The organism is Kitasatospora sp. MAP12-44 (assembly GCF_029892095.1).
Classification (GTDB): Bacteria; Actinomycetota; Actinomycetes; order Streptomycetales; family Streptomycetaceae; genus Kitasatospora.
Map to the genome: position 1 here is coordinate 5,147,020 of NZ_JARZAE010000004.1, position 21,345 is coordinate 5,168,364.

General features: G+C 68.3%; 9 protein-coding genes and 2 pseudogenes. 8 read left to right on the top strand and 3 right to left on the bottom strand.

Annotation, left to right across the window (positions count from 1 at the left end; genetic code table 11):
* Window positions 1-2 precede the first annotated feature (2 nt).
* The 5 genes from P3T34_RS23945 (at window position 3) to P3T34_RS23965 (ending at window position 16,625) form a co-directional block, all read left to right on the top strand.
* A complete protein-coding gene (locus P3T34_RS23945) occupies window positions 3-11,429 on the top strand; it encodes a type I polyketide synthase (protein WP_280668099.1) in 11,427 nt (3,808 codons plus the stop codon).
* A 182-nt stretch (window positions 11,430-11,611) separates the two neighbouring features.
* The gene (locus P3T34_RS23950; RefSeq protein ID WP_280668100.1) at window positions 11,612-13,189 is read left to right on the top strand and encodes an MFS transporter; all 1,578 of its coding nucleotides are present in this window, start codon (window positions 11,612-11,614) and stop codon (window positions 13,187-13,189) included.
* Window positions 13,190-13,285: 96 nt separating this feature from the next.
* Window positions 13,286-15,313: an AAA family ATPase gene (locus tag P3T34_RS23955; protein WP_280668101.1), complete on the top strand. Its 2,028-nt coding sequence runs from the start codon at window positions 13,286-13,288 to the stop codon at window positions 15,311-15,313.
* Window positions 15,314-15,618: 305 nt separating this feature from the next.
* Window positions 15,619-16,239 (top strand): LuxR C-terminal-related transcriptional regulator, encoded by a 621-nt coding sequence (locus P3T34_RS23960; RefSeq protein ID WP_280668102.1) that lies wholly within the window; start codon window positions 15,619-15,621, stop codon window positions 16,237-16,239.
* Between the two features lie 251 nt (window positions 16,240-16,490).
* Entirely contained in the window at window positions 16,491-16,625 is a 135-nt protein-coding gene (locus P3T34_RS23965) for a DUF255 domain-containing protein (RefSeq protein ID WP_348534681.1), read from the top strand.
* On the opposite strand, the gene P3T34_RS23970 is transcribed toward P3T34_RS23965, so the two are convergent.
* Window positions 16,626-17,192, bottom strand: a complete 567-nt coding sequence (locus tag P3T34_RS23970; RefSeq protein WP_280668103.1) for a Uma2 family endonuclease — start codon at window positions 17,190-17,192, stop codon at window positions 16,626-16,628.
* Between the two features lie 116 nt (window positions 17,193-17,308).
* On the opposite strand from P3T34_RS23970, the pseudogene P3T34_RS23975 reads away from it, so the two are divergent.
* Window positions 17,309-17,464, top strand: a pseudogene (locus tag P3T34_RS23975) (DUF255 domain-containing protein); the annotation flags it as partial.
* 210 nt (window positions 17,465-17,674) lie between these two features.
* The gene (locus P3T34_RS23980; RefSeq protein ID WP_280668104.1) at window positions 17,675-18,220 is read left to right on the top strand and encodes a Uma2 family endonuclease; all 546 of its coding nucleotides are present in this window, start codon (window positions 17,675-17,677) and stop codon (window positions 18,218-18,220) included.
* A 204-nt stretch (window positions 18,221-18,424) separates the two neighbouring features.
* Here the strand turns inward: P3T34_RS23980 and P3T34_RS23985 are convergent, their stop codons facing one another.
* Together P3T34_RS23985 and P3T34_RS23990 are read right to left on the bottom strand one after the other, a co-directional pair.
* On the bottom strand, window positions 18,425-19,537 hold the full coding sequence (locus P3T34_RS23985) for a DUF262 domain-containing protein (protein ID WP_280668105.1): 1,113 nt from the start codon (window positions 19,535-19,537) through the stop codon (window positions 18,425-18,427).
* On the bottom strand, window positions 19,530-20,129 hold the full coding sequence (locus tag P3T34_RS23990; protein ID WP_280668106.1) for a hypothetical protein: 600 nt from the start codon (window positions 20,127-20,129) through the stop codon (window positions 19,530-19,532). The genes P3T34_RS23985 and P3T34_RS23990 overlap by 8 nt, the downstream gene beginning before the upstream one ends.
* 622 nt (window positions 20,130-20,751) lie before the next feature.
* On the opposite strand from P3T34_RS23990, the pseudogene P3T34_RS23995 reads away from it, so the two are divergent.
* A pseudogene (locus tag P3T34_RS23995) lies at window positions 20,752-20,919 on the top strand (DUF255 domain-containing protein); the annotation flags it as partial.
* Window positions 20,920-21,345 lie beyond the last annotated feature (426 nt).

Below are 21,345 nucleotides of genomic sequence, written 5' to 3' on the forward strand. Positions count from 1 at the left end.
ACATGGACAACGAGCAGAAACTTCGCGACTACCTCAAGCGGGCAACGGTCGACCTGCGGGAGAGCCGTCAGCGTGTGCAGCATCTGGAGGAGCGCGACCATGAGCCGATCGCGATCGTGGGCATGGCCTGCCGGCTCCCGGGCGGTGTCGCCTCCCCGGATGACCTGTGGGAGCTGCTGGGCGCCGGACGTGACGCGGTCGGTCCCTTCCCGGAGGGCCGCGGCTGGGACCTGGAAAACCTGTACCACCCGGACCCCGACCACCTCGGGACCTCGTACACCCGCGAAGGCGGCTTCCTGTACGAGGCGGACCGGTTCGATGCCGAGCTCTTCGGCATCGGTCCGCGCGAGGCCGCGGCGATGGATCCCCAGCAGCGGTTGCTGCTGGAGACGGGTTGGGAGGCTTTCGAGCACGCGGGCATCGCCCCGACCGCGCTGAAGGGCACCCGTACCGGGGTGTACATGGGCGTCATGTACGACGACTACGGCTCCCGGAAGCCCAACGCGCCCGAGGACTTCGAGGGCTACCTGCTGACCGGGAGCGCGGGCAGCGTCGCGTCGGGTCGGCTGGCCTATACCTTCGGGTTGGAGGGGCCGGCGGTGACGGTCGACACCGCGTGTTCGTCCTCGCTCGTCGCGCTTCATCTTGCGGTCCAGTCGCTGCGTCAGGGCGAGTGTGCGATGGCGCTTGCCGGTGGTGTGACGGTGATGGCGACACCGGGCACGTTCGTGGAGTTCTCCCGGCAGCGCGGGCTGTCGCCGGACGGGCGTTGCAAGGCGTTCTCCTCGTCGGCGGATGGCACGGGCTGGGCCGAGGGCGTGGGCGTGCTGGTGCTGGAGCGGCTGTCGGACGCGGAGCGCAGCGGGCATCGGGTGCTGGCGGTGGTTCGTGGTTCCGCGGTGAACCAGGACGGTGCGAGCAGCCAGCTGACCGCGCCGAACGGGCCTTCGCAAGAGCGGGTCATTCGGGCCGCGTTGGCCAACGCGCGGCTGTCGGCGTCCGAGGTGGACGCCGTGGAGGCGCACGGTACGGGTACCCGGCTGGGCGATCCGATCGAGGCGCAGGCGCTGCTGGCCACCTACGGCCAGGCCCGCGAGGAGCCGCTTCGACTCGGCTCGTTGAAGTCGAACATCGGTCACACGCAGGCGGCGGCGGGTGTCGCGGGCGTGATCAAGATGGTCATGGCCATGCGTCACGGGGTTCTCCCGGCGACGCTGCACGTGGACGAGCCGAGCCCCGAGGTCGATTGGTCGGCGGGCGCGGTGAGACTGCTGACGCAGGCTCAGCAGTGGCCGGAGCTCGATCGTCCGCGTCGGACGGGTGTGTCGTCCTTCGGGATCAGCGGGACCAACGCTCACGTGATCCTCGAAGAGGCGCCGCGCGATGGTGCTGTCGATCCGGCACAGCAGTCGGAGTCGGCTCAACCGACGCTGCGGACACCGTGGTTGCTCTCGGCCAAGTCGGAGAGCGCGCTGCGGGCACAGGCGGGGCGGCTGCTGACCTGGCTCGCCGACCACCCCGAGGCGGATGACGCCGAGGTCGCTGCCGTCCTGATCGCCACGCGCGCTCAGCTGGCGCGGCGCGGCGCGGTGCTCGGCGCCGACCGGGCCGGTCTGCTCGCCGGCCTCACGGCCCTGGCCGCAGGTTCGGCATCTGCGCATGTCGTGTCGGGTGTCGCCGCCGCCGGTGAGACGGCCTTCCTGTTCACCGGTCAGGGCGCGCAACGTGTCGGCATGGGCGCGGGGCTGGCTGCCGCGTTCCCGGTGTTCTCCGCCGCCCTCGACGAGGTGTGCGCGGAATTCGATGCCCTGCTGGGGGTGTCGCTGCGCGAGGTCATGTTCGGCGAGACCGCCGAGACCCTGCTGGACCGCACCGAGTACACCCAGCCCGCGCTGTTCGCGTTCGAGGTGGCGGTGTATCGCCTGCTGGAGTCGTTCGGCGTGACCCCGGATGTGGTGGTCGGGCATTCGATCGGCGAGCTGGCCGCGGCCTATGTGGCCGAGGTCTGGTCGCTGGCCGACGCGTGTCGGCTCGTTGCCGCCCGTGGTCGGTTGATGGGCGCGCTGCCGAGCGGTGGAGCGATGCTCGCCGCCGCGGTGTCGGAGGAGCGGGCGCTGGAACTGCTCGCGCCGGGGACGGTCTCGTTGGCGGCCGTGAACGCGCCTGCGGCGACGGTGTTCTCGGGCGAGACGGCGGCGATCGTCGCCCTGCGGGACCGGCTGGCGGACGAGGGTGTGAAGACGACCCGGCTGACGGTCAGTCATGCCTTCCACTCGGCGCTGATGGAGCCGATGCTTGCCGAGTACGAGCAGGTCGCCAGGTCGGTGGCGTATCGGGCGCCACGCATGGGTGTGTGCTCCACGGTGTCCGGTGCGCCGGCCGGTCCCGAGCTGCTGACGCCGCAGTACTGGGTGCGGCAGGTGCGCGAGGCCGTGCGGTTCGCCCCGGCCGTGCAGTCACTCGTCGACGCCGGCGTGCGCCGGTTCGTCGAGGTGGGTCCGGACGCGGTGCTGGCGGCGATGACCCGCCAGACAGTGCTCGACGAGGTGGCGTCTCGCTCGTTGGTCGCGGCGGCGTCACGGCGCGGCGTCGATGAGGTCGACCAGTTCCTGCAGTTGCTCGCCGCCGCCCATTGCTCGGGCGTTGCCGTCGACTGGGCGCCGCTGTCGCCAGGAAGGCCGGTCACCCATCTCGACCTGCCGCTCTACGCTTTCCAGCATCGCAGCTACTGGGTGCAGCCCGACGACGGTGCGCTCGGTGACCTGGGCCGCGCTGGTCTCGCCGCGCTCGAGCATCCGATGCTGCGCGTCGCCGCGCCGCTCGCCGGTCGCGACGAATGGCTGTTCAGCGGCAGGCTTTCCACCACCGACCAGCCGTGGATCGCCGACCACACGGCCTTCGGAACGGTCCTGCTGCCCGGCACCGGGTTCGTGGATCTCGCGTTGGCCGTGGGGAGCCGCCTGGAACTGCCCGTCGTGGACGAACTCGTCCTGGCGACGCCGCTGCTGTTCGACGGTGCCGCTGCCGTGGACGTGCAGGTCTCGGTGACCGAGCCCGACCACACCGGCCGTCGACACCTGTCGATCCACTCGCGTGCCGTCACCGGCATCGCGGGGTCCACCCCGGTCGAGCCGGACTGGACGCTGCACGCCACCGGCACCCTCGCACCCGCCGACGGCGTGACGCAGGCCTGGATCGACCCCGACTGGCCCCCGGCCGACGGCACGCCGATCGACGGAACGCGTCTGTACGACCGGCTCGCCGACCTGGGATTCGGCTACGGCCCGAGTTTCCAGGGCGTGCGCGCCGCCTGGACCAGTGGTGACGAGTCGTTCGCCGAGGTGGCCCTGGACGAGACGACAGCGCGCCGGGCGGCGGGCTTCGAGGTGCATCCGGCGCTGCTGGACGCGGCCTTCCACGCTGCCATCGATGCACTCGCCGACGACCTGCCCGACGGCAGGCTGCCGCTTCCGTTCTCCTTCGGCGGCGTCCGGGTGTTCCGGCGCGGCGCCACCGCGGTCCGCGTCCGCACCATCCGTTCGGGTCCCGAGAAGGTACGCATCGACGCCTGCGACGCCACCGGCGCCGCGGTGCTGTCGGTCGACGCCGTGCTCGCCCGCCCCGCGGACGCGCGCGCTCTCGCCGGTGCCCGCAGCCCGCTCTACGCTCTCGACTGGAAGCCGGTGACGGCACCTGCGGTGACGGCACCTGCTCTGTCGGACCGGCGACTGGTCGCACTGGGGCGACCCGTCGCGGGTTGCGCCGAGACGTTCGGGGCTGTCGCGGCGTTCGCGACAGCCGGGGACCACACAGGCGCGGCTGTCGTCTGGGCGCCCGAAACGGCGTCGGCGGACGGCGACGACGTCCCCGCGACCATCCGCACCGCCGTGCACCACGCCCTCGCGGTGCTGCGCGACTGGTTCGCCGAACCGGGCTGCGCCGACTCGACGCTGATCGTGCTGACCCGCCATGGGTCAGGTCTGCCCGGTGAGACGCCGGACCCCGCGGCAGCGGCCGTCCGCGGCCTGGTGCGCAGTGCGCAGTCGGAATATCCGGGGCGCATCGTGCAGGTCGACCTCGACGACGACCTCGACCTCGACGACGACGGCCTCGCGGACCTGCGCCGGTGGATCGCCGCCGCAGTCGCCACGGACGAACCGCAGCTCGCGATCCGCGACGGCGCCATGCTGGCACCGCGGCTGATGCGTACGACCACCGCCGAATCGACCGGCGAGCCCTTCGGTGACGGCACGGTCCTGATCACCGGCGGCGCAGGCGGATTGGGCGCCGTCACCGCACGCCACCTGGTCACCCGGCACGGGGTGCGCAGACTGCTGCTCGTCTCGCGCCGCGGCTCCGCCGCGCCGGGCGTCGCGGAGCTGGTCACCGAGCTGACCGCGCTGGGCGCCGACGTACGCGTCGCCGCGTGCGATGTCAGCGATCGCGCCGCGGTCGCGGCGCTGCTGGATTCCGTACCGGCGCACGAACCGGTGACCGCTGTCGTGCACACCGCGGGCGTGGTCGACGACGGCACCATCGAAACCCTGACCGCCGAGCAGGTGGATCGGGTGCTCGCCCCGAAGGTCGATGCCGCCTGGCATCTGCATGAGCTCACCCGCGACCTGGACCTGTCGGCGTTCGTGCTGTTCTCCTCCGCCGGCCCGCTGCTCGGTGGGCAGGGCCAGGGCAACTACGCGGCCGCCAACGCGGCGCTGGACGCGCTCGCCCAGGCGCGCCGCAGCGCCGGTCTGCCCGCGCATTCGCTGGCCTGGGGGCTGTGGAAGCGCGGCATGGCCGAGGCGTTGAACGACCCGGGTGCCGAACATCTGGTGCGTCAGATCCGCACGCGTCTCGGTCTGTCCACGATCGAGCCGGACACGGGCATGCAGCTGTTCGACGATGCCTTGGCCACCAGCGAACCGATGCTGATGACCGCGCTGCTCGATACACCGTCCCTCACCGCGCTGGGCCGACTCGGCACGCTACCCGCGGTGCTGCGCGGCCTGATTCAGGTACCGTCGCGCGGCCAGGTCGCCGACAGCCCGTTGCGCCAGCGGTTGCTCGAAGCCCCCGCCGATCAGTGGGAGGCGCTGATCCGCACTGAGGTCCGGGCGATCGCCGCCGCGGTCCTCGGCCATGAGTCGGCCGACGCCATCGACCCCGAAACACCGTTCGCCGCACTGGGATTCGACTCGCTCGGCGGAGTCGAGTTCCGCAACCGGGTGAGCGCCGCCACAGGTGTCCAGCTTCCGGCCACGCTGGTGTTCGACTATCCGACCGCCGCCGCTGTCGCGGGCTTCCTGCGGACCCGGGTCGACGGTTCGGCGCCGACGCGACCGCGCCCCGCCTCGACCCGGGCCAAGGCCAGGGTCGACGAGCCGATCGCGATTGTCGGCATGAGCTGCCGGTATCCCGGCGGCGTCGAGAATCCCGACCAGCTCTGGGAACTGATCACCGGGCGCGTCGACGCGATCACCCCGATCCCGGGCGACCGCGGCTGGGACGTCGACCACCTGTACGACACCGAGCCCGGCAAGCCCGGCAAGATCTACACCCGAGAAGGCGGATTCCTGCATGCCGCAGGTGATTTCGATGCCGCCTTCTTCGGAATCGGCCCCCGTGAGGCAGCGGCGATGGACCCGCAGCAGCGGTTGCTGCTCGAGGCGTCCTGGGAAGCGCTCGAAGATGCCGGTATCGATCCGACCGCACTGCGGGGCAGCGACACCGGGGTGTACGCGGGCGTCATGTACCAGGACTACGGCTACTCGGCGCGCGATGCCGCCGACGGTGCCGCGGACGGCTATCTGGCGACCGGATCGGCCGGCAGCGTCGTCTCCGGCCGGGTGTCCTACTCCCTCGGTCTGGAAGGGCCCGCGGTGACGGTGGACACGGCGTGTTCCTCGTCGCTGGTGGCCCTGCATCTGGCGGTGCAGGCACTGCGCGCAGGGGAGACGTCGCTGGTCCTGGCCAGCGGGGTGACGGTCATGTCGACTCCGCTGCTGTTCCTGGAGTTCTCCCGGCAGCGGGCGCTGTCACCGGATGGGCGCTGCAAGCCGTTCGCGAATGCTGCGGACGGTGTCTCATGGGCCGAGGGCGTCGGCGTGCTCGCCCTCGAACGGTTGTCCGACGCGCAGCGCAACGGGCGCCCGGTACTGGCCGTGATCCGCGGTAGCGCCATCAATCAGGACGGTGCGAGCAACGGCTTGACCGCACCCAACGGTCCGTCCCAGGAACGGGTGATCGCGCAGGCACTGGTCAACGCAGGGGTGACCGCGGCCGAGGTGGATGCGGTAGAGGCGCACGGCACCGGCACCACGCTGGGTGACCCGATCGAGGCGCAGGCGCTGATCAACGCCTACGGACAGGATCGCGCCGAGCCGCTGCGAATCGGGTCGTTGAAGTCGAACATCGGGCACACGCAGGCGGCTGCCGGTGTCGGTGGTGTGATCAAGATGGTGCAGGCGCTGCGGCACGAGATCCTGCCGCCCACCTTGCATGTTGACGCGCCGTCGCCGCACGTGGAGTGGTCGGCGGGCGCGGTGCAGATCCTGACCGAGGCCGAGCCGTGGCCGGTCGGGGAGCGTCCGCGCCGGGCGGGTGTGTCGTCGTTCGGGATCAGCGGGACCAACGCGCACGTGATCCTCGAAGAGGCGCCCGCGGCCTTGCCGCGGCCGGCCGATGCACCGCGCCCGGCGGCCGTGCCGCTGCTGCTGTCCGCGCGGACGCCTGCCGCTCTGCGGACCCAGGCGCGCCGTCTGCACGACGCGCTGCGCGAACGTCCGGAGCTCGACCTGACCGATGTCGCGGCGACGCTGGCGTTGCACCGCGCGCGGCTCGAGCAGCGCGCCGCCGTCGTGGGCCCGGACCGGGAGACGCTGCTGGCGGCCTTGGCGCGCCTGGCAGCGGACGAGCCGGCAGCGGGCATCGCCAACGGCGCCGGTCAGAGCGGCACGACAGCGTTCCTGTTCACCGGTCAGGGCGCGCAGCGGATCGGGATGGGCGCTGAGCTGTACCGGGAGTTCCCGGCTTTCGCGGCCGCGCTCGACGAGGTGTGCGCGGAATTCGACGCACACCTGGGGCATTCGCTGCGGGAGGTGATGTTCGGCGCGACCGCCGAGACCCTGCTGGACCGCACCGAGTACACCCAGCCCGCGCTGTTCGCGTTCGAGGTGGCGATGTATCGCCTGGTCGAGTCGTTCGGCGTGACCCCGGATGTCGTGGCCGGGCATTCGATCGGCGAGCTGGCCGCGGCGTATGCGGCCGGTGTGTGGTCGTTGTCGGACGCGTGCCGACTCGTTGCGGCCCGGGGCCGACTGATGGGGGCGCTGCCGACAGGTGGGAGCATGCTGGCCGCCGCGGTGCCGCAGGAGCGGGCCGTGGAGTTGCTGGCGGCGGGTCATGCCGATCCGGCAGTGGGCGCGGTCTCGCTGGCCGCTGTGAACGCTCCCGATGCGGTGGTCTTCTCCGGAGACACCGAGGCGGTGGCGGCGCTCGAGTCGAGGTTGGTGGCCGAGGGCGTCAAGACCAGCAGGCTGCGGGTGAGCCACGCGTTCCACTCCGCCTTGATGGATCCGATGCTGACCGAGTTCGCGGAGATTGCCGCGGGCCTGACCTATCACCAGCCACGAATCCCTTTGTGCTCCACGGTTTCCGGCGCATTCGCCGACGATTCGGTGGGGACGCCCGAGTACTGGGTACGCCAGCTGCGCGAGGCGGTGCGCTTCGCCCCGGCGGTCCGGTCACTGCTCGATTCGGGTGTGCGCCTGTTCGTCGAGCTGGGCCCGGACGCGGTGCTGACGGCCATGACCCGCGCCACGCTGGCGACAGACCTCGCAGCGCGCGCAACGGTGGTTGCGGGATCCCGTCGTACGGTCGCCGAAGCCGAGCAACTGGTCGCCGCGCTGGCAACGGCGCACTGCGCGGGCCAACCGGTGCGGTGGGCGGCCTACTTCGGAGCTCGACCGCAGGCACGGATCACGCTGCCCACCTACCCCTTCCAGCACGAACGATTCTGGTTGCTGCCCGCGGAGGCCGCTGCGCCGCTCGCCGGCGGCGACTCCGCGGACCATCCGCTGTTGCACGCCCAGGTACAGCTCGCCGGCAAGGACGAGTGGCTGTTCACCGGCAGGATCTCGCTGCGCACCCACCCATGGCTCGCTGACCACGCTCTCTTCGGCACGGTCGTGCTGCCGGGTACCGGATTCGTGGAACTGGCGCTGGCCGCTGGTGCCAGGCTCGGCGTGCCGCGCCTGGCGGAACTGGTGCTCGCGGCGCCGCTGACTCTCACCACCGATGGTGCCGCGGACCTTCAGCTCGCTGTGGGCGAACCCGACGCCGATGGGCACCGGACCGTGGCCATCCACGCTCGCGCCGCCGACGCCTGGGTGCTGCATGCCCGTGGCCTGCTCACGCCCGCCACGCCGACCGCGGCACCGGGCTGGTCCCAGGTGTGGCCTCCGGTTGCGGGCGATCCGGTCGACGCGCAGCAGGTGTACCGCGCGCTCGGCGACCTCGGCTTCGGGTACGGCCCGGTGTTCCAGGGCGTTCGCGCCGCGTGGTCGCGTGGGGAGGAAGTCTTCGTCGACCTGGCGCTCGACACCGACACCGCAGCGCGCGCCACCGCCTTCGGAGTGCATCCGGCACTGCTGGACGCGGTGTTCCACGCGGCTGTCGACCAGCTCGCCGAGGGCGGGCCCGACGGCCGGGTGCCACTGCCTTTCGCCTTCGAGGGTGTCCAGCTGGCACAGTCCGGCGTGGGTGCCCTGCGCGCCCGCATCGCCCGCATCGCACCGAACACCTTGCGGGTGGACGCGGTGGACGCAACCGGCGCCCTCGTGCTGAGCATGGAGTCGGTGCGGGCCCGCCCGATCGATCAGCAGGCGCTGGCCCAACTGCGAGGCGCGGCACCGTTGTTCGACGTCGAGTGGGTCGCCGTGCCGGCCGTCACCAAGGCGGACGCCGGGCGCATCGTTGTGCTCGGCGACCCGGCGACCGTCGAGGCCCCTGAGCCCCCGACCTGCTGTGTCGATCTCGCGGAACTCGCTCTGCTGCAGGATGCTCCCGACACGGTGGTCTGGCCGGCGCCCCGCGGAACCGGTGGCGGCGTGGCGGACATCCACGCCGGCGTGCTGACGACGCTCGCGCTGCTGCAGGGCTGGATAGGCGCCGATCGCCCCGGCCGGCTCGCGATCGTCACGCGCACGGCCGCCGGACTGCCCGGCGAGGAACCCGATCTGGTCGGAGCCGCCGTGGCGGGCCTGGTGCGCAGCGCGCAGTCCGAGCACCCGGGCCGGTTCCTGCTCATCGACCACGACAGCGACACCCTGCCGATCACGTCGCTCGCCGACGCCGTGGCCCAGGACGAACCGCAGCTGGCCGTGCGCGAGGGCCGGATCCTGGCACCGCGACTGCAGCCGCTGCCCGCCGCCGAACCGGGCGTGCCACCGTCGTTCGACCGCGGCACCGTGCTCATCACCGGCGGCACCGGCGGCATCGGCGCGATCGTCGCCCGGCATCTGGTCGCGGCGCGCGGCGCACGACGGCTGCTGTTGGTGTCGCGGCGCGGGGCCGCCGCGGACGGCGCCGCCGGACTGGCCGCCGAGCTGACCGAACTCGGCGCCCACGTCCGGGTCGTGGCGTGCGACGTCACCGAACGCACCGCGGTCCAGGCCCTGTTGGCCGACATCGACGCCGATGCCCCGCTGACCGCCGTCATCCATGCGGCGGGCGTCCTGGACGACGGCACGCTCGACACCCTGACCGCCGCGCAGACGACACGGGTGCTGGCACCGAAGGTCGATGCGGCACTGCACCTGCACGAGCTGACCCGTGACCTGGAGCTGTCGGCGTTCGTGCTGTTCTCGTCCGCGGCGCCGTTGCTCGGCGGACAAGGACAGGGCAACTATGCCGCCGCGAACGCCGCGTTGGACGCGCTGGCACGCCTGCGGCGCAGCGCGGGCCTGCCCGCGCACTCGCTGGCCTGGGGACTGTGGACCGTCGGCATGGCAGAGGTCCTCAGCGGGGACGGCGCCGAGCAGTACGCCCGCCAGATCCGGGCCAGGCTGGGCCTGATCCCGATCGACCCGGAGTCCGGGATGGCGCTGTTCGACAACGCACTCGCGACCGATCGGGCGACACCGACGACGGCACTGCTGGACACGGCGGCGCTCACCGACCTGGCGCGCGGCGGCACACTGCCCGCGGTACTGCGCGGCATGATCCGGGTTCCCTCGGCCGCCGCGAGTACCGGTGTCAGCCTGGCGCGGCAGCTGGCCGCACTGCCCGACGCCGACCGCGACGGTGTGGTCCTGCGAGAGGTGCGCAACGTCGCCTCGGCGGTCCTCGGCCACCTGTCCGGCGACGTGATCGACCCGTACGCGCCGTTCACCGAGCTCGGTTTCGACTCCCTCGGTGCCGTCGAATTCCGGAACCGGCTCGCACAGCTGACCGGGCTGACGTTGCCATCGACGCTGATCTTCGACCACCCGACCGCCGGCGATGTGGCGAAACTGGTGCGATCGCTGATCGAGGAATCCGACACCGGCGTGGTCGAGCAGGCACCGGCCGGCGTGCGCGGCACGATCACCGACCTGGTGTCGGCGGCGCATCGCCGCGGTGAGCTGGCAGGGGCGCTGCCGCTGCTGGTCGCGAGCTCGGCTCTGATGACCACGTACTGCGCCGACGAGGCCGCCGCCCGGCGCCCGGCCGCGCAGCTCCTGGCGCGCGGGGCCGCGGCACCGGCACTGATCTGCCTCCCGTCGTTCCTGGCGGGATCGGGCACCCACCAGTTCGCCCGCCTGGCTCGCGAACTGCGCGGCGAGCGGCAGGTCAGTGCGTTGCGGCTGCCCGGCACGCGCGCGGGCGACGACCTGCCGGCGACCTGGGCGGCGGCGATCGAGAGCCTCGCCGCGGCCGTCGCCTCGGAACTCGAGCGAGGCCCGGCGGCGCTCATCGGCTATTCGGCCGGTGGTGCGCTCGCCCATGCGGTCGCCCGGCGGATCGAGGACGGTGGTGGCGAGCTCGCGGGCGTCGCGATGATCGACACCTATTCCCCGGGAGAGCACGAACTCAACCGCCTGGTGCTCACCGACGCGCTGGGGCAGATCCTGTCCCGGGACCACGCACTGACCCCCGTCGACGACCACGGCCTGGTCTCCATGGGCGGCTATGTGCGGATCTTCCCCGAGCGCGAGGCCAGGCCGATCGCCGCGCCGACGCTGAATCTGCGGGCCACCGTGACGCTGAGCGGCTTCGGGGACGTCGACCCCGTCCCCGACTGGCTGCACCGTGGACCGGCCGAGTACATCGAGGCAGATCACTTCTCGATCATCGAGGAAAAGGTGGCAGAGACCGCCGCGCACCTCCGGCGCTGGCTCGATTCGCTCAGCAGCCAGAAAATCCACTCGGCCGCAACCCCTATCCGGGGGTGAAAACCCCTATCTCGGAAATCCGCCGGAGGCACAGAATTATCCGGTCCGCAAATCCGGCAGGGGCATATGGTCCGCCCGGCCGCAACAGTTTTGACGAGAAACTCCAAGCTTGACGACGTCGTGGAATTTTGCTTATAGTTCCCGTCGTTCAAGCTCCCGTCGATCGATAGTCGAAGGTGGTCATGACCGCGTCTCTGATGCTGCCGAAGTCCAGGCAGCGGTTGATTCTTGCCATTCTTATGCTGTGTTCGCTGCTGATCTGGCTGGAAAATACCGTCCTGAGTACTGCGCTGGAGACCCTTGCGGACCCGGTCCGTGGACTGGGGGCCAATCCCGGTCAGCTGCAATGGGCGACCGGTGCGTACACGCTGGCGTTCGCCACACTGATGTTCGCAGCAGGAGCATTGGGCGATCGGTTCGGTCACCGGACCGTGTTCTCCAGTGGGCTGGTGATCTTCGCCGGGTCCTCGCTCTGGGCGGCGTACACCAGCAACGCGGGCCAGCTGATTGTGGCTCGAGCCGCGATGGGGGTGGGCAGCTCGCTGATCACGCCCGCCATGATGGCCATCCTGATGTGGACCTTCACCGGTCCCGCGCGGGCTGCCGCGATCGGCATCTTCTCGACGTCGGCCGGTGTCGGAATGGCGGCCGGCCCGGTGCTGGCGGGGTTCCTGCTCGATCATTTCTGGTGGGGCTCGGTCTTTCTGATCAATGTCCCCGTCGCGGCATTGGCGTTGATCGGGCTCGTCGTGCTGGTTCCGAACTTCCGCAGCCCCACGCGGCGGCCGCTGGACCCCGCTGGAATGCTGCTGTCGATGAGTGGGCTCGTGGTGCTGGTCTACGGGCTGATCCGGGCGGGGCAGGTCGCATCGTGGAGTCGTGCCGACGTCTGGGGGCCGATCATTGCCGGTCTGGTTCTGCTGGCCGTTTTCGTCCTCGTCGAACTGCGTGTCAAGGTGCCCAGCTTCGATCCGCGACTGTTCGCGCAACGCACCTTCAGTGGCGGCAATGTGGCGCTCGGACTGCTGCTCTTCGGTGTGGCCGCCATCACCTTCTACAACGCGTTCTACCTGCAAGGCGCGCTCGGATTTTCACCGATGAAGGCGGGTCTGGCCAATATCCCGACCGCATTCGGCGCGCTCGCGTCGGCGCCCATCGCCTCGCGCCTGGTTCGCCGCCTGCCGCTACGCCTGGTCGCCGTACCGGCGATCACCGTGGCTGCGCTGACCATGGGCGGGTACGCGTTCCTCGGACTCCAGACCCCACTCGTCTGGATCGAGATCCTGTTGCTGCTGCAGGGACTCTCGATCGGCATGGCGATCGGCCCCGTCACGGCCGCATTGATCAGCAACCTCCCGCTGGAACAGGCCGGTGCGGGATCGGCCGTCACCAACACCGTGCGGCAGACCGGCAGTGTGATCGGAATCGCGGTAGGCGGCACGATCATGTCGATCACGTATCGACATGCGATCGAACCTTCGCTGAAGGGTGCACCCGGTCCGGTGCAGGACCAGGCGCGGGTCTCCGCCGAACAGACCCGCCACGTCGCCGCCGCTATCCACCGGCCCGATCTTGCTCAGGCTGCTGACCATGCGTTCGTCCATGCCATGCATGTCGGCGCGGGCTGGATCGCGCTCATCGCGCTCCTCGGAGCAGTTGTGCTGCTGGTGACCCTGCCTGCCGCCGGAAAGAAGAAGGAGCCGGCACCGGAGCCGGACTACGAAGAGGCCCGCAGCGCCGAGCTTCACACCATCGCGTGAAGGGCTGTCCGTATGGTGCGGCTTGAATCGAAGGAGCCCCTGTTGTCGAACATGACTGATCCCGCTGTGCGTGCGGTTGGCTCGGAGCAGGATTATGTGTCCTCCTTGTACGCGTTGCTCACCGAGCGGCTTTCCGAGGCGCGAGCACACCGAGCGAGTGTGCTGAAGGGAACGGCGGACAGCGCCGGTGAGGCATACGAGCGAGAAATCGCCGCCGATCGTCTGGCCAAGGAAATCGGCCGGCTGGAGGGCGCCGAAAAGGGGCTGGTCTTCGGGCGCATCGACTGGACGGATGGCACGGCCCTGCGCATCGGGCGGATCGGACTGCAGACGGAGGAGGATGACCTGCCGCTGCTCGTGGACTGGCGCGCGAAGGCGGCGCGGGCTTTCTACGAGGCGACACCGGTCCACCCGATGGACCTGCGGCGGCGCCGGCACCTGCGCCTCGAGGAGCGCACGGTCATCTCGGTGAGCGACGAACTGCTGGACGGGACCGCCCCGACCGACGAGGACGTCATCGGGGACGGCCCGTTGACCGAGGCTCTGTCGGCACGGCGTACGGGCAGGATGCACGCGGCCGTCGCGACGCTGCAGGCCGAGCAGGACGAGATCGTCCGCTCCGCCCACCGCGGGGTGACCGTGGTGCAGGGCGGGCCCGGCACTGGCAAGACGGTGGTCGCCCTGCACCGGGCGGCCTACGTCCTGTACGCGTTCCCGCGCGCCGCGGCGGAGGGTGTCCTGGTGGTGGGCCCGAACGCCCGGTTCCTCGACTACATCTCCCAGGTCCTTCCCTCGCTCGGAGAGAACGACGTCGTGCTGGCGACCTGCCGGGAACTGGCCGGAGTGTCCACGGACACGGTGGGCCCGATCGATACGGCGCGTCTGAAGGGCAGCTCCGACCTTGCCGACGCCTTGGCCGGCCTGCTGCGCGTCCACCAGGCCCCCGCCGGTGACTTCACCGTGCGGGTCGGACAGGAACTGGTCCACCTCTCCGGCGAGGAGGTCGCCAGGGCACGCGATGCCGCGCTGGCAGCCGTTTCAGGGCACAACCCCGCGCGCCTGGTGTTCAAAGAGCTCCTGGTTGACGCCGTCACCGACGCGATGCAACGAGACATGGGCGACCTCCTGGAGCAGATCGACGCCGATGCCGAGAGGATGACGGGCATCAACCTCGACCGGTTCACGGGAGCCGCGCAGCGCCGTGTCGAAGGTGCGGCCGACCCGGGTCCGGTCCACGAGCTGGACCTGGACGCCATCCGAGCCGATCTCCTCGACGACGCCGGTGTCGACCGAGCGGTCGAGGTGTTGTGGCCGCAGCTGGTACCCGGTGACCTCGTGAAGGCGCTCCTGACGAACGCCGACGCGATCGCCGAGTGCCTGCCCCGCCTGACCGCGCAGGAGCGGTCCCTGCTGCTGCGCGGTCCCAAGGACCCGTGGACCGAGGCCGATGTGCCGTTGCTGGACGAGGCGGCGAGCCTGGTCGACGGCCCCCCCAAGCGGACGTACGGGCACGTCGTCGTCGACGAGGCGCAGGAACTGACCGCCATGCAGTGGCGGATGATCATCCGCCGCTGCCCGTCAAGGGCGATGACGCTGGTGGGTGACTTCGCCCAGGCAGGCCCGGTCGCGACAGCACTGGACTGGAAGGAAGCACTGAGCCCGCACGTCGGACCGCGGTTCAAGATGCACAACCTGACCGTCAGTTACCGCACCACGCAGGAGATCCTGGAGAGCGTCCGGGACCTGCTCGCGCGGATCGCTCCGGACCAGAAGCCCACCCGGTCACTGCGAAGCGGTGAGAGCCCTCGCACCGTGACCACACCCGCGGACGAGTTGGTCACCGCCGTCGTTCAGGAACTCCGCGCCCAGAGCACCGCGCACCCGGGCGAGCTGCTGGGAGTGGTCTGCGCGGACACCAGGGTGAGCGAGCTGACGGCTCAGGGCATCGATCGCCACGCACGCATCGTGCCGGCGTCCGAAGCACGGGGCCTGGAATTCGACGGGGTCGTCGTCATGAACCCCGAGGAAATCATCACGGCCCGCCCCGGTGGGGACAGGGACTTGTACGTAGCCCTGACCCGGGCCACCAAGCGCCTCTGCACAATCACCGTCCAGCCCGCCTGACGACGCGGCGCCCGCGTCGTCGCCGCGGGCGCACCCGGGACAGCCCCTAACGGAGTCCTATTAGTTAGGGGTCGACACTTCCCGCCCCTCCATGCCACGCTCACTTATCAGGGGTCGAACCTTCCAGACATTAACTGAAATAACGGGGGATCACTGATATGGGCAGCGTACGGCAACTGATGCCGAGCAGCGAAAATCACGAACGCTACGCCGGTAGGAGACACTACTTGATGCATGATGCATCTGGCGGACGAGTCTCCTACCCGCGGGGTGGACCATCTCTGTTGCACACTGAGACGGCGGTCGTGCTGGCAATCCAGGACGACATTCGTCGATACAGCATCGAGGGAATGCTGCGTTCGCTCGACATCCCGTTCGCAGTGCAATTCATCACAGACATCGAGGATCTCTCGACGTTCCGCAACGGCCGGCTGATCATTTCATCCAGCGATGCTCTGCGGTCTGCGCCTGACGAGATCGCTGAAAACCTGCGCATCCACAACATCAATGTACTGATCCTGGTGGATTCGGCAGACGTTGTGGAGCAGTCCTGGGTCGATCGTGCAAACGGTTTCCTGGACTGGGCAGATCTCCGCCCCGAGACCCTGCGCGAAGCGATCGTCGACGTGAAGGACGGACGCTTTCATGTGTCGCCGACCCTGGTGCGACGATCCGTGACGGCACCCGAGCGAGCCGGTGATGACAGCACCTCGAAGCGCGCGTCGATGATTGCACTGACGACACGCGAACAACAGGTACTGCGCCTGATTGCCGAGGGGCAGAGCAACCGACAGGTCGCTCGATCGCTGAGCATCTCCGAACATGGAGTCAAGCGCGCGGTCGGCATCATCTTGGCCAAGCTCAACTGCCCGAATCGGACTCTTGCGGTTGTTCGGGCCATGGAGTCGGGACTCCTCGTCATGTGAGGTGCCGCAGCGGGGGCTCCCTCAGTCGGCGGCCGGGGCAGCAGGTTGGTGGGCGTCGGCAGTGCCGATGACGGCGCGGGACATCGGCTGTATGGGACGATGCCGCTATGAACCGACTCGCCAACGCGACGTCTCCGTACCTGCTCCAGCACGCAGAGGAACAGAGCTCCCTGGGATCGACGGTGGCAGCGTCGCGCGGTGTGAGAGCCTGAGCGCTGTGGACCGTTTGGCTGGATGACCTTGCCTGTTATTTGCTTCAGAGGTCGGCCGCCCCGGTCGACTGGTGGCCCTGGTCTCCGGAGGCATTCACGGAGACCTGGCGGCGGGACGCGCCCGTTCTCTTCTTGGAGGCGTACGCATCACGCCACTGGTGCGTAGAGAGGTAATCAGACGGCTCCCAGGTCGACCGTGACGGCGAAGGGTGCGGTGGCCTTGATCACGCCGGTGAACACCTCGCCGTCCCTATAGGTCTTGCTGGCGGCGTCGAGGACGTAGGTGTACACGAGGGGGACGCCGGTGGCGGCCTGCTCGACCCGCCAGTAGAAGGCGATGCCCGCCCGGGCGTACTGATCCACCTTCACGATCCGGTCGGTGGTCTCCGAGCCCGGTGATACGACCTCGACGACAAGAAGGACGTGTTCCGGGCGGGTGGGCGTGATGTCGATGGTCTCCGCCCGGTAGACCACGACGTCGGGCCGCCGGTTGGTGAGTGGCACGTCCTGCAACCGGACATCGAAGTCCGTGTCGGCGTTCCAGTCCGGACCGGCGGCCACATCCAGGGCGTTCGCCAGGATCCGGGCCAGGCGGTTGTGCCGCTTGGACGCGCTCGGGCTCACGACGACCATCCCGTCCACGATCTCGATACCCGCGCACTGTTCCTCGGACCAAGAGTCGTACTCCTCTGCGGTGATCTGGTTGTGCATCCACGCGGGAGCGACCATCTCGGCGGTCATCGGCGTACCTCCTCGGGGCGCTCGACAGGCTCGATGCGATTGGGCCCAGCGTACTGTTCTCCGACGCCGGGATCCCGCTCCGTGTGTCGGGCGGGCCACCGTGACAGAGTGTTGCCGTGAACCGACTTGGTGATGCCACCTCCCCGTATCTGCTGCAGCACGCCGACAACCCCGTCGACTGGTGGCCCTGGGGGCCCGAGGCTTTTGCCGAGGCCGAGCGGCGGGGGGTGCCGGTGCTGCTGAGCGTCGGCTACGCAGCATGCCACTGGTGTCAATGACTTAACACAACCAGGTGGTCCTGACCTGGGATGTCTCCGGAGAGCACTGACGCGGATGCGTATGGTGCGCGACTGGGTCAGGACAGCAACGCTTGGACCGAAGGTTGGCGCACCCCCGCTGCTCTTGCTGGGCCGGCACCTCGTAGGGGACCCCGTGCCGGACCGTGGCCCCATATCCTGAGAGGCGACAGGAAGGAGCCGTTGATGAGCGTCGACGCGGTCATGCACACCGAGTTCCCCGCTGGGTACGTGGTCTTCTTCGGTACCGACGGGAAGGTGATCATGACTCCGCAGAGCTTTGAGCACTCCAGCACGATCAAGTCGATGCAGATCGACTCGCTCTCGCTCGGCCGACATGCGAAGACCGCCTCCGACGTGTACTTGGACTTCCCGGCCGACGAGAACTCGGCCCCGGACTTCGCGATCCTGCGGGAGGACGCGCAGCGGCAGGGCAAGCGCTACAGCTTCGAGGACGTGCTGCTGATCGCCGAGGTGGTGTCCGTCTCCTCAGCGCGCAAGGACTACGACGACTGCACCGCGAAGTACGGCCGCTACGGCATCCCGGTCTACGTGGTGGTCGACCCGTACGCCGCAGAGGTCGTCGTCCACACCCGGCCCACCGGCTCCGGCTACATCGCGGCCCACACACACAAGTACGGCGCGGGCAAGCTGCCCATCGAGCTGGCCGACGGGCGGACCTATACCCTCGACCTTGACGAACTGCCCCGGCCCGCGGCCGACGCCCGCTGATCGCACCGCCCAGCTCATCGTCCGAGCTGTCGACCTTCATCGGTTCGCGCTTCGGTGTCGTACGCCGCGCAACAGCCCCTGGCCCCAGGCGGCACGCGGCTCCTGCGGGCCGGTAAGACTAGGAGCTGGAGGCGCCCGACGAGGCTGAGCGGCGCGGGGGTCCGGCTCTCGGTCAGTTATTCGGCGCGGAGAGGCTTGAGCCGGTCAGCTCTTGAGAAACGTCGCAAGAATCAACGTCAGCTGCTGAGAGCGAGTTCGACGCGCGCCCAGGTCGGACGAGTTTCGGATGCCAGACGTATACTCATCGATGATCTTCTCGACTTCCTCGGCCGTCATGTCGACCATGGCTGCGAGAGATGACATGAGTCCGGCCGTTTCTCCGTTCTCGCCACTGCGCTTCCTGGCCGAGACTGCGCGCTGGAACAGGTCCAGAAGATCCCGAATCTGAGCCGTCCGGCCCGGGCTAGCGTTGCCGAGCTCTTGGCGTAGTCCCCAGGAGACATGCAGAAGCGTGAACATGTCGACGATGTTCGACCACCTGGTTCGGCCAACCCACTTGATGGTATTTTCGAGGAGCGTCAGCAGGTCGAGAAATTCCGTCGAACGGTCCTGGTATTCTTCGAAATCTGCAGAGATTTTGTCATAGCGTTCATTGAGCTCGTTCTTTTTGTTGGATAGTCCGAAGATGCAGCTGCCGAAGACCTCGGCATAGAACTCCAGGTCGCCGCCTCGTTTACGTCGTTCGCCGCTGAAAATTCCGGACGCTGAGCTCATCTGGTGAGCTGCGCAGTCTTTGAGGAAGTCATTGAACGGGCCAGGTAGCAAAGCATTTCGGAGCTCTTGCTCCGTCAGCACCATGTTGACCCTGTTGACGCGAGCGAAAACTGCTCTCACAAACTCGTCGGCGAGATTGGACAGGCGCCGAATCGGGAAGCGATATTGGAAGAACTCTTGACGTACATCGTCGGGCAGCTCCTTGAAAAACTTCCCCTCGAACTTCTCGCTTAGCTTCTCGTCCTCCAATTCGTCCAGCGGGAACTTGTTATTGAGAAACTCAAGAAGGGAGGTGAGGCGCTGCTGGCCATCGACAACGGATGCGGTCTGTTCCCCTTCCGGTGATGTCTCATATGCAAGATAGATCTCAGGGATCGGATACCCGAGGAGGATGGTCTCCATCAGTGACACCTTGGCACGCTCGGGCCAGACGGCCTGTCGCTGGTACTCGGGTTGGAGGATCAGCTCGCCGGATTTGTCTAGCGATCGGAACTCTGCCACCGTTTTTGATTCGATCTCGAACTTGAGTCCGTGGTCAGCCATGGTGCACGCCCTCCTCGATCGCACGATCTCGCGCGATGTTCACACTTTTCAGCTGATAGTTTCTGAGTGACCTATGGTTGCGGTACAGTCGATAATTGACTTCGCAGTTCCTGAAGGTGCTACCGAGATCCTGGATGAAGAGATCCCTGGATCGTGACCACTTCTCACCGAAGGACAGTCGTGGCAGTACGATATCGAGGGCGATACATTCCTCGAAAACCAGCTTGCGCAGGTAGTTCTTATTTCCGGAGAAGAGATCGTCCTCGATTATCTCTCTGAGTTCAGCCCATGCCTTGTCGAACAACTCTGGTGAGATCACCGCGATGTCCAAGTCTGAGCCTTCGTGAAACCTCCTGAAGTTCTTCTTCGGGTTCATGGAATAGCCCAGGCGAGCGCTTCCGACTAGCTGGACAGCCATTGGGTCCACACCCAGCTCGGTTGCAACCAGATGTCTCCATCTGATGTAGCTGAGCTCTTGAGGCCACACCGCGGGCGTTCCGTCGAACAGTCGGGCGGTCACAAAATAGTCAACTTCCTGCCCCAGTGAACTGAACTCTTTCCAGAATTCGGGTAGTCCTGAAGCATTGTCCATCGTGTCCCCTCAACGAGTGTCGAGCCGACCGCGCCCGTTGCCGCTGTTACATCTGCGCCGCACTTGTCCGGAAGTGATGAAACCGGAGCCATCACCTTGATCGCGCGGCCACCGCGCGATCTCCCAGGCAATCGTGCGAGGATCTTAGCGCGTTTGATTGCCCCGCGGGTCTGATTCAGTATGTGCTGTTCCTGTCTCCCGCCATCCCACGCGCGGTGACCTGTCTGGCCTAGTTCCAGCTTCTGCTGGACAACATCGCTGCCCTGGCAGGAGCCGTCGTCACGGGTGACGCCATACGTACCCAACGCGACTGCGCCGGCTGCCTCCTCGTCCGGGTTGCCCGCTACATCGTGATCGTCGTAGGTAGTCAGAAGAGGCTGCCTGCAGCACCTCGCTGGCGCCGAGCGAGCAGGATGATGGTTGCCATCGAGGCTGCCTACCGCTGAACCTCTGTTGACCTTCGGCTCCACCCATTGACCTCTTGCTCTGAAGTCAACTGGGGCACGGGGACCGTACCGCGTGGGCGCGCGAGGGCCGCGCCGGGGCAGGTCCCGTGCATGCAGTATCGGCGTGTTGATGAGACCGTCCCCGCGGAGTGCTCGCGTGCTGTGATACTGACGTCATGGTGAATCGACTGGTGCACGCCCAGTCGCCGTATCTCCAGCAGCACGCCACCAATCCTGTGGACTGGTGGGAGTGGGCAGAGGAGGCGATGTCAGATTCAGCAAGGCGGGACGTACCCATCCTCCTCTCGGTGGGGTACGCGTCCTGCCATTGGTTATCGCTTCTGACGATCAATCAACTGGCGCCAGTAGATGAACACAACCAGGTAGTTCTGACCTGAGGCGTTTCCAGGGAGTACCGGCATTGGACACGTACGATGAGCGGCTGGACAGAGACATCGATGCCTGGGTCGAAGATCAGCTGGCCGCCTCGCCCGAGTGGTCGCCCGAGCAGTACTTGACCATCCGTCAGCACCTGGAGGGTGACGCTCCTTCTGTCGGGCGAGACGGTTAGGTGCCTACAGGGCGCCGGCTTGGCGGTTGAACGCCGTCCCGGCGCCTGCCTTCCTGATGGCCTCTACCCGCCCGCGGGCCGCGCCACTGTTGACCTCTTGCACGGGGCCAGGGCGGCGTCGTTCTGGCGAAGTCCGGGCGCGTGGGGCTCTGTTGGGCCCCGGATCCGGAGCTCACCGAAGGTCGGTGAGGTAGAGGGA